The organism is Streptomyces albus subsp. chlorinus (assembly GCF_013302895.1).
Classification (GTDB): Bacteria; Actinomycetota; Actinomycetes; order Streptomycetales; family Streptomycetaceae; genus Streptomyces; species Streptomyces chlorinus.
In genome coordinates, this window is record NZ_VJOK01000001.1 from 4,918,682 (window position 1) to 4,930,330 (window position 11,649).

An 11,649-nucleotide genomic window follows, 5' to 3' on the forward strand; every position below is an offset into this window, starting at 1 on the left:
GAGCAGCCACAGCCGGGCGGCGGGCCGGGGACGCCCGGCGGGCTCCTCGCGCACATGGATGTGGACGGCGTCGACGCGTTCCGCCTGGACGACCGTCCCGAACCGGCCCCCGGTGATGCGGTTCCCGAAGCGGGGGCCGTCCTCCTCACGGGGTCTGCCGTCCGTGCCCTCCCCGGTCACCCGGCACCCCGGCGTACCGTCAGGCGCCCTGGCGCACCGGGATCGACGTCACGAACGGCTGCTCGGGCGCCGGGTCGGCGAAGAAGTCGTTGCCCTTGTCGTCGACCACGATGAACGCCGGGAAGTCCTCCACCTCGATGCGCCAGACCGCCTCCATGCCCAGCTCCTCGTACTCCAGGACCTCCACCTTCTTGATGCAGTCCTGGGCGAGCCGGGCCGCCGGGCCGCCGATGGAACCGAGGTAGAAGCCGCCGTACTTGGCGCAGGCGTCGGTCACCTGCTTGCTGCGGTTGCCCTTGGCGAGCATCACCTTGGAGCCGCCCGCGGCCTGGAACTGCTCGACGTAGGCGTCCATCCGGCCCGCCGTGGTGGGGCCGAAGGAGCCGGAGGCGTACCCCTCGGGCGTCTTGGCCGGGCCCGCGTAGTAGACGGGGTGGTCCTTGAGATACCGCGGCAGCTCCTCGCCCGCGTCCAGCCGCTCCTTGATCTTCGCGTGGGCGATGTCGCGGGCGACGACGAGGGTGCCGGTCAGCGAGAGCCGGGTCTTGACCGGGTGCTTGGTCAGCTCCGCGAGGATCTCGTCCATGGGGCGGGACAGGTCGATCCGGACGGCGTCAAGGTCAGCGCCCGCGCCCTGGGTCAGCTCCGACTCCGTCGTCTCCGGCAGGAAGCGCGCCGGGTCCCTCTCCAACTGCTCCAGGAAGACGCCCTCGGCGGTGATCTTCGCCTTGGCCTGCCGGTCGGCCGAGCAGGAGACGGCGATGGCCACCGGGCAGGAGGCGCCGTGCCGCGGCAGCCGCACCACGCGCACGTCGTGGCAGAAGTACTTGCCGCCGAACTGGGCGCCGATGCCGATCTTCTGCGTCAGCTCGAAGACCTTCTCCTCCAGCTCCGTGTCCCGGAAGCCGTGGCCGGACGGCGAGCCCTCGGTGGGCAGCTCGTCCAGGTAGTGCGCGGAGGCGTACTTGGCGGTCTTGAGCGCGTACTCGGCGCTGGTGCCGCCCACCACGATCGCCAGGTGGTACGGGGGGCAGGCGGCGGTGCCCAGCGAACGGATCTTCTCCTCCAGGAACCTCATCATGCTCTTCTCGTTGAGCACGGCCTTCGTCTCCTGGTAGAGGAAGGACTTGTTGGCGCTGCCGCCGCCCTTGGCCATGAAGAGGAACTTGTAGGCGTCCCCGTCGGTCGCGTACAGCTCGATCTGCGCCGGGAGGTTGGTGCCGGTGTTCTTCTCCTCCCACATCGTCAGCGGCGCCATCTGCGAGTAGCGCAGGTTCAGCTGGGTGTAGGCGTCGTGGATGCCGCGCGAGAGGGCCTCCTCGTCGCCGCCCCGGGTCAGGACGTTCTGGCCGCGCTTGCCCATGACGATGGCGGTGCCGGTGTCCTGGCACATCGGCAGCACGCCCGCCGCCGCGATGTTGGCGTTCTTGAGCAGGTCCAGCGCGACGAAGCGGTCGTTGGCGCTGGCCTCCGGGTCGTCGAGGATGCGCCGCAGCTGCGCCAGGTGCTCGGGGCGCAGGTAGTGCTGGATGTCGTGGATGGCCTTTGCCGCCAGCTTGCGCAGCGCCTCCGGCTCCACCGTGAGGAAGGTGCGCCCGCCCGCCTCGACGGTGCTGACGCCCTCGCTGGTGACCAGACGGTAGGGCGTGGGGTCCTCACCGGTGGGGAGCAGGTCCGTGTAGGAGAACTCCGGGCTGGCCGGTCGGGAGCTGGCAGACATACGGGGACTCTTCCTCTCACACTCGCGGCTCACTCACGGGAGCCGTGGCTCTCGACGACGGGAGCGCGTCTCACAGCGTAGAACGCGGCCGCAAGGGGACCGTTCGGGGGTAGTCGCGATCTATCGCGTTTGGGTACGCTGCTGTGGTGACTGAAGACTCTTCGCGCCCCTCGCTCGAAAAGCAACAGGCCGACGCCCGCCCGCCGGCCCCCGTGCCCGCGGTCGCGGAGGCCGATGTACGCGCCTCGGACGCCGACCGGGACCGGGTCGCCGACATCCTCCGTGAGGCCCTCGCCGAGGGCAGGCTGGACCCGGAGGAGCACGGCGAACGGGTCGACGCCGTCTACGCGGCCAAGACGATGGGCGAGCTGGAGCCGCTCATCCGCGACCTCCCGGCCGGCCGCGACGCCACGGCGCCGCCGCACGGCCCCGGCCAGGACGGCGAGGAGGGCCGCCGCGCCCACGGCCCGGCATTCGCCACCTTCGCGGCCTCCCACACGGCGGGCCACGGCGTGCATGGCTGGGGCCCCAAGGAGAACCTGGTCGCGATCTTCAGCGGTACCGGCCGCAAGGGCCGCTGGCGGGTGCCGCGCAAGATCAACGCGTTCGCTCTCTTCGGCGGCATCGAGATCGACCTGACCGAGGCGCTGTTCGAGCACCCGCATGTGCAGATCAACGCCACTGCGATTTTCGGGGGAATCGAGATCCGCGTCCCCGAGAACGTCACGCTCCAGCAGAAGGGTGCCGGGATCTTCGGCGGCTTCGACGTCCAGGTCACCGATTCCCCGGATCCGGGAGCCCCCACCGTCCTGGTGGAGGGGGCCGCGATTTTCGGCGGTGTGGAGGCCAGGCCCAAGCGCGGCCGGATCATCCAGAACCTGCGCGACCGGCTCCGCAAGGAGCTGTGAGAACTCCGGCGCACACCCGCGTTCGCGCACGCCGGGGAGCGTGCGCCTGGGCGCGCAACGGACGCCACGCAATGCATACTGCCGCGTACAGCGGGTAGGGCTCGGGCATCGTCTTTCGTACGGTCGGATCGCGGACCGGCTCCCCGGGGGGCCGGTGGGGGACGCGCGAGACACCGTGCGCTGCAAGACGGGTGAAGGGGAAGAACCTCCGTCGTCGCGTCAGGAGCAGACCGTGCTGCAAACGCCGCATCAGTCCCTGCAGGCCGCCGCTACCATCCCCATACAGCGAACGCCTGAGCGAGATGACCAAGCCGGTCCCTGGCACGCGGAGGCCGTCTGCCGCCGCGACGAGGCCGGCCTCTTCTTCGCCCCCTCCAAGGAGCCCACGGCCGCCAGGCTCTCCAGGGAACAGGCCGCCAAGCGCGTCTGCGCCCGCTGCCCCGTGCTCCTGGAATGCCGCGAACACGCCCTGCTGATGCCGGAGCCGTACGGAGTCTGGGGCGGCCTCACCGCCGCCGAGCGGCGCGTGGTGCTCACGCGCCGCCGTAAGACCGCGTCCGCTTCTGCGGGGCAGTCGGCCTCGGAGGTGTCCCGCATCGCTTAGTCGCCCCTGGCGGGGCGCGGCCCCGCATCGCTTGGCCCTCTCGCCGTGGTGTGCTGTGTTGTGGGGCTTGTGCGGGTTTGTTGTGGCTGGTCGCGCAGTTCCCCGCGCCCCTGGCGGGGCGCGGGGCCCCATGCGGAGCGATCGGACGCATGGGGGCCACCCAAGGGTAGCGGCCTCGGCCTGGTGGGGCCGTCAGCGGGCGCGGTCGAAGTCGATGGCGCTGTAGGCCCGCAGCTTCGAGAGCCGGTGCACGGACTCGATCTGCCGGATCGTCCCGGACTTGGACCGCATCACGAGCGACTGCGTGAACGCGCGCTCACCGCGGTAGTGCACACCCCGCAGCAGATCGCCGTCCGTGATGCCGGTGGCCACGAAGAACACGTTCTCGCCCTTGACCAGGTCCTCCGTCATCAGGACCTGGTCCAGGTCGTGCCCGGCGTCGAGGGCGCGCTGCCGCTCCTCGTCGTCCTTGGGCCACAGCTTGCCCTGTATCGTCCCGCCGAGGCACTTGATCGCGCAGGCCGCGATGATGCCCTCCGGGGTGCCGCCCACGCCCAGCAGCAGGTCGACGCCCGTCTCCTCGCGGACGGTCATGACGGCACCGGCGACATCGCCGTCCGCGATGAACTTGATCCGCGCACCCGCCTCGCGGATGTCCTTCACCAGCCCCTCGTGGCGCGGCCGGTCCAGCACCACCACGGTGACGTCCTCCACACCGCAGCCCTTGGCCTTGGCGATCCGCCGGATGTTCACCGCGGGCGGCGCCGTGATGTCCACGAACTCCGCGGCCTCCGGCCCGGTCACCAGCTTGTCCATGTAGAAGACGGCGCTCGGGTCGAACATCGCGCCCCGCTCGGCGACGGCCAGCACGGAGACGGCGTTGCCCATGCCCTTGGCGGTGAGCGTCGTCCCGTCCACCGGGTCCACGGCCACATCGCACTCGGGGCCCGTGCCGTCGCCGACGCGCTCCCCGTTGTAGAGCATCGGGGCCTCGTCCTTCTCGCCCTCGCCGATCACCACGACGCCGTTCATGGAGACCGTCGAGACGAGCGTGCGCATGGCCCTGACCGCCGCTCCGTCCGCCCCGTTCTTGTCGCCCTTGCCGACCCAGCGGCCCGACGCCATGGCTCCCGCCTCGGTCACCCGCACCAGCTCCAGAGCGAGGTTGCGGTCCGGTGCCTCGGGGCTGACTTCGAGCGGCGAGGGCAGGTGGTGGTGTTCGGTCATGGAACACACCTTTCTGTACGGCGGCTGCGCCACGACGGCGGAGAGCCACCGCGGCGGCGTGAGCTGTGCCGATTCGGCGAGGGTGGAGGAGATTTTACCCGGCGCCCTCAGACTGAGCAGGGGCGCCCACGGATGAGCGTGCGAGGCCCCGGGTCCGCCCCCTCGCGGACCGCCGAGCGGCATAAGGGACGATGGGGGCGTGGCAGCAGACAAGAAGCGGGGCGCGCAGACCGCCCGCGACATGGTGATCTCGCTGGCGGTGATCGTCCTCGCCGCCTGGGTCATCTACCTGTTCGTCCCGCACGACGAATCCAAGGATCCGGTCAAGACCGTCGGCTACCGCGTGGAGTTGGCCTCGGCCCGGCGCGCGGCACCGTATCCTGTCGCGGCCCCGCGGGGACTCCCGGACACATGGCGTGCGACCTCCGTCCGCTACACCGCCGACGGCCCCGCCGGATCCGTCTGGCACCTGGGCTTCATCACGCCGGATGACGAGTACGCCGCCGTCGAGCAGAGCGACAGCAAGCGCCCCGACCGGTTCGTCGACGACGTCACCCACGGCGCCGGGAAGACGGCGAAGAAGCAGCGCATCGCCGGCGAGGAGTGGACGCGCTGGACCGGTCCCAAGTACGACGCGCTGGTGCGGACGGACAAGGACGGCACGTCCGTGACGGTCGTCACCGGTACGGCGGGCTTCAGGAAACTGGGCGAGCTGGCCGGGGCGCTGGAGATCAAGCGGGACGAGCCGCGGCCGCGGAGCAGCACCGCGTCCCCCTCGCCCGGCGCCCCGCGCGGCTGACACCCTTCGGACCCCCGGTCCCCCTCCCTTGGCGGGGCTTCTCCGCGAGCCTCCCCTCCCTGGGCCGGGCTTCCGCCGTGAGCCTTCCCGTGGGCCGGGCTTCTTCGGTGAGGGCTCCACTTCCGTGGCCGGGCTTCTGCCACGAGGGCTCTCTCTTCCCTCGGCCAGTCTTCTGCCGCGAGGGCTCTCCTCCCTGGCCGGGTTTCTGCCGCGAGCAAGGGGAAGCCCCCCGCGCGAGAGGGGGCGCGCACGGGGGGCGGTCTGCGGGGGCGAGGCGGCGGCGCGGGCCCGCCGGTGGGGCCGACGGGCGGCCCCGGTGGCCGGGCCGACGGCCCTGGCGGCGGGGCGCATGAGGACCCAGGCGCCTCGCGAGAGGGTCACCGTCTCACAGGACGGTGACCACGTCCGCGTAGGACAGGCGCGGCGAGCGCGGCGCGAAGGCGTCCGCGCCCGGCTTGCCGATGTTGACGACCATCAGGACACGCTGCCGGCCGTCGCCGAAGAACTCCTTGTTGACGCCCGCCGGGTCGAAGCCGGTCATCGGGCCGGCGGCGAGCCCCGCCGCCCGGACGCCGAGGATGAAGTAGCCGGCCTGGAGGGTGGCGTTGAGCGCCCCGGCGGTCTCCCTGGTGGTCTCCTCGGCGAAGACCGCGTCCTTGATGTGCGGGGCGCGCGGGAACAGCTCCGGCAGCCGCTCGTGGAAGTCCAGGTCGTAGGAGAGGATCGCGGTCAGCGGCGCCTTGCGGGTCTTGGGCACGTTGCCCTCCGCCATGTGGGCCAGCAGCCGCTCGCGGCTCTCGGGGGAGCGCAGCAGAGTCAGCCGCAGCGGCGACTGGTTGAACGCTGTGGGGCCGTACTTGACCAGGTCGTAAATGGCCTGGACCTGCTCCTCGGTGACGGGCTCGTCCGTGAAGGTGTTGGCCGTGCGGGCCTCACGGAAGAGGAGATCCTGGGCGGCGGGGTCGAGGGCGAGAGCCATGGGGTGGGTGCCTTGCCTTTGGGTGCGACGTACAGGTGCTCATATAAGTGTAACGAGCACTTGTTCAATCTTTAATGATGCCCCGAACGTCCCACCATCCGGACGCTTCAACCCCCGAAGCCCGGCGGCACCTGTGGCCGGGCCCCGCCCCGACGCGCTCCCCGGCCTCGCCCCTCAGGCCCCCTCGCCGTCCACTTCCTCGCCGTCCTCGTCCCCGTCCTCTTCGGCCTCCTCCTCCAGCACCGCGTCCAGCCGGGCCCGCGCGCCCTCCAGCCAGGCGCGGCAGATACCCGCCAGCTCCTCGCCGCGCTCCCACAGCGCCAGCGACTCCTCCAGGGTCGAGCCGCCCGACTCCAGGCGCTGCACGACCTCGACAAGCTCCGCCCGCGCCTGCTCGTAACTGAGCGCGTCCGCCGTGGCCAGCTCCGCCTGCGAGGCGTCCTCCGTGGCCGATCCGGCCGCCGTGCGGCCTTCCGCTTCCGTCGTCATACGGCCAGCCTAGGCGTGCCCTGTGACAGCGACGCCGAACTCCCCGCCCGCCACCCGGGCCCGCAGCCGCTCGTCCCGGGTGACCTCGGCGGGGTCCCGCACCACGGCGCCGTCGTCCCGCTGGAGCACCGCGTACCCCCGCTTCAGCGTGGCGGCGGGCGACAGCGCGACGACCCGCGCGCGGGTGTGCTCCAGCTCGTCCTCCGCGCGGGCCAGCCGGTGGTCCAGGCAGCGGCGCGAACGGTCCAGCAGCGAGGCCAGCTCGTCCTCGCGGACCTCCACCATCGCGTGCGGATCAGCCATCGCCGGGCGGCTCATGACGTCCGCCAGGCCGCGCTCCTCACGCTCCAGCGTCCCGGTGATCACCCGCCAGGCGCGCTCCCGCAGCGCCCGCACCCGCTCGTGCTCCTCGCCCACGTCCGGAACGGTGTCCTTGGCCGCGTGCGTCGGCGTACGCGAGCGCAGGTCCGCCACCAGGTCGAGCAGCGGCGAGTCCGCCTCGTGCCCGATCGCCGAGACCACCGGAGTGCGGGCCGCCGCGACGGCCCGCACCAGACGCTCGTCGGAGAACGGCAGCAGATCCTCCATCCCGCCGCCGCCCCGGGTCACGATGATCACGTCCACGTCCTCGCGGGCGTCCAGCTCCTGGAGCGCCTCGATGATCTGCGGCACCGCGTAGGCGCCCTGGACGGCCGTGTTGCGCACCTCGAAGCGGACGGCGGGCCAGCGCTCGCGCGCGGTGTGCAGCACGTCCCGCTCGGCGTCCGAGGCACGGCCGGTGATGAGACCTATCCGCTGCGGCAGGAACGGCAGCCGCTTCTTGCGCTCCGCCGCGAACAGCCCCTCGGCCGCCAGCGCCTTGCGCAGCCGCTCCAGCCGGGCCAGCAGTTCCCCGACGCCCACCGGACGGATCTCGGCGGCACGCAGCGAGAGCCGCCCCGTCTTCTCGTACCACTCCGGCTTCGCGTGCACGACCACGCGTGTGCCCTCGCTGATGACGTCCTTGACCTGCTCGTAGACCTGCCTGAAGCACGTCACGCTCAAGGAGACCTCGCGCGAGGGGTCCCGCAGCGTCAGGAAGACCATGCCGGCGCCCGGTCTGGGCGAGAGCTGGATGATCTGCCCCTCGACCCATACGGCTCCGAGCCGGTCGATCCAGCCGCGGATGAGCCGGGAGACCTCGCTGACGGGGATCGGGGACTCGGCGGACGTGGTGAGAGCCATGCGAGAAGGCTAGGCCCTGCCACCGACAGCCCGCCTCGGCCCGCCCCGCCCCGGCCCACCCGTCGGCCCCGGGCCATCGGCGCCCCGGGCCGGAATGTCTCAGTCCGTACCCGTCCGTCCGGCGTCGCGTCGGCGCAGCACCAGCAGCGCGAGAAGGGCCAGCACCAGCCAGCCGAGCCCCACCCAGTGGGCCTCGCGGTTCGCCGTGACGATCACCGCGACGATGATCGCGAACCCGGCCAGGGGCAGCACCCAGTTCCCCACCACACCAGCACGGCGGCCACCGTCCCCCGCCTCCTGCCCGGCCCCGGCCTCCCGCCCGGCTCCCGGCGGGGCACCTCCGGCTCCGGCCGGGCGGCGCCGCAGCCCGTGGTAGCCCACCACGGACAGGTGGAGCATCCCGAAGGCGAACAGCGCGCCGATGTCCACGATCGAGACGAGCCGGTCCAGACCGTCGGGCGCGCGCGCCGCCCAGACCGCCGCGCACATCGTCAGCACGGCGCTCAACAGCAGCGCGCGCCCCGGCACCCCGGTCCGCGAGCTGACGCCGCCGAGGACGTGCGGGAGCCGGCGGTCCCTGGCCATGGCGTACAGCAGCCGGGAGGCCGCCGCCTGCCCGGCCAGCGCCGCGAACGCCGCGCCGAGCGCCTTGCTCGCCGCGACCGTCGTCTCCAGCCAGCCCCCGACGGCCGCCTTCGTCGCGTCGTAGAAGGCGGACCCCTGCGCCGCCGGGTGCGCGGCCAGCTGCCGCGAGGAGTCCTGGGACAGCAGGGCCGCCAGATAGGTCTGGAGGACGAAGAGGAAACCGGTGATGAACAAGCACCACACCACCGCGCGGGCCACCATCGGCGCCCCGCGCCCCTTGCCGCCCACCGCCTCCTCGGCGAAGTTCGCGATGGCGTCGAAGCCCAGGAAGGAGAGCACCGCGACGGAGACCGCGCTCAGCAGCGCCGTCAGCGAGAAGGCGCGGTCCCCGGTCAGCGGCGACAGCCAGTCGCGCTCGGGGCCGTGCTGCGCCAGCACGACGAGCGCGGCCACCACGAACACCAGCAGCACCAGGATCTCCATGGCGAGCACCAGAAGACCGACCGCGGCGGCACGGCGCACCCCCGACAGATTGAGCGCCGTGGTGACCACCACGGCCAGCGCCGTCCACACCCACTGGTCCACCTCGGGGACGAGCTGCGCCATGGCGATCCCCGAGAAGAGGTACGCGACGGCCGGGATGAGCAGGTAGTCCAGCATCATCATCCAGCCGGTCACGAACCCCGCGCCGTTCCCGAGGCCCGCCCGTGCGTACGCGTACACGGAGCCCGCCTGCGGCACCGTGTGGATCATCCGGGCGTAGGAGTAGGCGGTGAACGACATGGCGACCGTGGCCACCACGTACACCAGGGGGACGACGCCGTGGCTGCGCGCGTCCAGCGCGCCGTAGATGCCCACCGGCGCCATGGGCGCGATGAACAGCAGCCCGTAGACGATCAGGTCGCGGAGGGTCAGGCTGCGCCGCAGGGCGCCGCCCGGAAGGTCCCCCAGGATTCCCGAAGTACGCGTGCGAGCTCCAGCCATGGGCCCAGCTTGCCGCACAACGCCCTCTCCGGCAGCGGAGCGCGCCCCGCGGGAGCCCCGCCGGGCTCCGCGCGCCCCCGGGCGGGGCGGTCCACCACGAACGGCTGCCGGCGGGTCGCCCTTACGATGGAGCCATGACTGGAACGCCCGACCGCCGGCCCGCCGACGCACCGGAATCCGCCGCCTCCGCCGCCTCCGACACCGCAGCACCGGAAGCCACCGCACCGCAGGCGGGAGAGGCGGAACCCTCGGCCCCCGGCCGCCGTCGCGTCCTGCTCGCCGCCCCGCGCGGCTACTGCGCGGGCGTGGACCGCGCGGTGATCGCCGTCGAGAAGGCACTGGAGCAGTACGGCGCTCCGGTCTACGTGCGGCACGAGATCGTGCACAACAAGTACGTGGTGCAGACGCTGGAGAAGAAGGGGGCCATCTTCGTCGAGGAGACGGCGGAGGTGCCCGAGGGCGAGATCGTGATCTTCTCCGCGCACGGTGTGGCCCCCACCGTCCACGAGGAGGCCAGGCGCGGCAAGCTCGCCACCATCGACGCGACCTGCCCGCTGGTCACCAAGGTGCACAAGGAGGCCGTGCGCTATGCCAAGGAGGACTACGACATCCTCCTGATCGGCCACGAGGGCCACGAGGAGGTCATCGGCACCAGCGGGGAGGCCCCCGACCACATCACCCTGGTCGACGGCCCCGAGGACGTGCGCAATGTCGAGGTCCGCGACCCCGACAAGGTCGTGTGGCTCTCCCAGACGACCCTTTCGGTGGACGAGACGATGGAGACCGTCGACGCGCTCAAGGGCCGCTACCCGAACCTGCTCTCGCCGCCCAGCGACGACATCTGCTACGCCACGCAGAACCGCCAGACGGCCATCAAGAAGGTGGCCGCCGAGGCCGACCTGGTGCTAGTCGTCGGCTCCAGGAACTCCTCCAACTCCGTCCGGCTGGTCGAGACGGCGCTCTCGCACGGCGCCAAGGACGGCCATCTCGTCGACAACGCGGACGAGATCGACGAGGCATGGCTGGAGGGCGTGCGGACCATTGGCCTGTCCTCCGGGGCGTCCGTGCCGGAGGTCCTGGTGGACGGTGTCCTGGAATGGCTGGCGCAGCGCGGCTGGGACGAGGTCGAGATCGTCAAGCCGGTTGACGAACACATGCAGTTCTCGCTCCCCAAGGAGCTGCGGCGCGACCTGCGCGCGGAGGCGGCGGAGCGGCTCCGCGCCTGACAGGCGTCGCCCCGGGGCCTGCCGTTCGCGGTCTTGGCCGCCCGCGGTCTTGGCCGCCCGCGGTCTTTGCCGCCTGCGGCCTGCCGCCCCGGGCTTGTCGCTCGGGCCTGCCGTCCGAGTGTCCGAGTGCCGCTCCCGCTGCCCGACGTGCCGCAGGGGCCGGGCCGCAGGGCATACCGTTCGGCACCTGCCCTCAGGCGTTCCGCCCGGTACCGGTCCGTGTCACCCCGAGGTGAGGCGCCGCTGACGGCGGCGCCTCACCATGAGCACGGTCTTGCGCACCAGGACGAGGAGGACGGCGAGCAGCGTCCCCGCGTACAGCCAGACCGCGTGCAGGGCGAGGCTGGTGAAGAGGTTCTGCAGCATTCCGGTGACGCCGTCCCCCGGGCCGCCGGCGCAGAGCTGTCCCACCGTGTACGCGAGGGGCACGGCCACCGGCGCGGCGAACAGCTCCGCGGGACGTACCCACAGCGCGGCGGCGGCGCACACGAGCACGAAGACACTGCCGTAGAAGCCGGGCGCCCCGCCCGGCAGCAGTCCCGACAGACCGCCGAAGGCCGCCATCAGCAGCGAGGAGAACACGCCGACACCCAGCCCCGTCAGCCGGGGCGCCGGCAGCCTGCCGCGGCGCTGTCCGGAGGGACGGGCAGGGGTACGGGCCCGGTCGGACGCCTGCCGGGGTGCGGCCCTGGCCCCCGCCGCCGGACGCGCCGGGGCCCTGTCG

Annotated in this window: 12 protein-coding genes; 4 read left to right on the top strand and 8 right to left on the bottom strand. The window is 72.3% G+C overall.

Annotation, left to right across the window (positions count from 1 at the left end):
- On the bottom strand, nucleotides 1-180 hold a 180-nt coding region (locus FM076_RS21585; protein WP_173872627.1), incomplete at its 3' end, for a hypothetical protein.
- Between the two features lie 19 nt (nucleotides 181-199).
- Complete coding sequence (locus tag FM076_RS21590) at nucleotides 200-1,900, bottom strand: fumarate hydratase (protein ID WP_173872628.1); 1,701 nt, start codon at nucleotides 1,898-1,900, stop codon at nucleotides 200-202.
- Between the two features lie 146 nt (nucleotides 1,901-2,046).
- On the opposite strand from FM076_RS21590, the gene FM076_RS21595 reads away from it, so the two are divergent.
- A complete protein-coding gene (locus FM076_RS21595) occupies nucleotides 2,047-2,808 on the top strand; it encodes a DUF1707 domain-containing protein (RefSeq protein ID WP_173872629.1) in 762 nt (253 codons plus the stop codon).
- Between the two features lie 232 nt (nucleotides 2,809-3,040).
- Nucleotides 3,041-3,412 (top strand): WhiB family transcriptional regulator, encoded by a 372-nt coding sequence (locus tag FM076_RS21600; protein ID WP_173872630.1) that lies wholly within the window; start codon nucleotides 3,041-3,043, stop codon nucleotides 3,410-3,412.
- A 192-nt stretch (nucleotides 3,413-3,604) separates the two neighbouring features.
- Here FM076_RS21600 and glpX read toward each other — a convergent pair whose 3' ends face one another.
- Nucleotides 3,605-4,639 carry a class II fructose-bisphosphatase gene (gene glpX / locus FM076_RS21605; RefSeq protein ID WP_173872631.1) on the bottom strand — a complete coding sequence of 345 codons (1,035 nt, stop codon included), beginning with the start codon at nucleotides 4,637-4,639 and terminating at the stop codon, nucleotides 3,605-3,607.
- 199 nt (nucleotides 4,640-4,838) lie between these two features.
- Between glpX and FM076_RS21610 the strand changes: the two genes are divergently transcribed.
- A complete protein-coding gene (locus tag FM076_RS21610) occupies nucleotides 4,839-5,438 on the top strand; it encodes a DUF4245 domain-containing protein (protein WP_345945148.1) in 600 nt (199 codons plus the stop codon).
- 385 nt (nucleotides 5,439-5,823) lie between these two features.
- Here FM076_RS21610 and FM076_RS21615 read toward each other — a convergent pair whose 3' ends face one another.
- The 4 genes from FM076_RS21615 to FM076_RS21630 form a co-directional block, all read right to left on the bottom strand.
- Nucleotides 5,824-6,417, bottom strand: coding sequence for a malonic semialdehyde reductase (locus FM076_RS21615; protein ID WP_173872632.1), 594 nt, complete (start codon nucleotides 6,415-6,417; stop codon nucleotides 5,824-5,826).
- Nucleotides 6,418-6,591: 174 nt separating this feature from the next.
- Entirely contained in the window at nucleotides 6,592-6,906 is a 315-nt protein-coding gene (locus FM076_RS21620) for an exodeoxyribonuclease VII small subunit (protein ID WP_243274594.1), read from the bottom strand.
- 9 nt (nucleotides 6,907-6,915) lie between these two features.
- Nucleotides 6,916-8,130 carry an exodeoxyribonuclease VII large subunit gene (gene xseA, locus FM076_RS21625; RefSeq protein WP_173872633.1) on the bottom strand — a complete coding sequence of 405 codons (1,215 nt, stop codon included), beginning with the start codon at nucleotides 8,128-8,130 and terminating at the stop codon, nucleotides 6,916-6,918.
- Between the two features lie 99 nt (nucleotides 8,131-8,229).
- Nucleotides 8,230-9,699, bottom strand: a complete 1,470-nt coding sequence (locus FM076_RS21630) for an APC family permease (protein ID WP_173872634.1) — start codon at nucleotides 9,697-9,699, stop codon at nucleotides 8,230-8,232.
- 134 nt (nucleotides 9,700-9,833) lie between these two features.
- Between FM076_RS21630 and FM076_RS21635 the strand changes: the two genes are divergently transcribed.
- Nucleotides 9,834-10,925: a 4-hydroxy-3-methylbut-2-enyl diphosphate reductase gene (locus FM076_RS21635; RefSeq protein WP_173872635.1), complete on the top strand. Its 1,092-nt coding sequence runs from the start codon at nucleotides 9,834-9,836 to the stop codon at nucleotides 10,923-10,925.
- A 222-nt stretch (nucleotides 10,926-11,147) separates the two neighbouring features.
- On the opposite strand, the gene FM076_RS21640 is transcribed toward FM076_RS21635, so the two are convergent.
- The coding region (locus tag FM076_RS21640; protein WP_207730273.1) for a DUF6542 domain-containing protein at nucleotides 11,148-11,649 on the bottom strand (502 nt) is incomplete at its 5' end.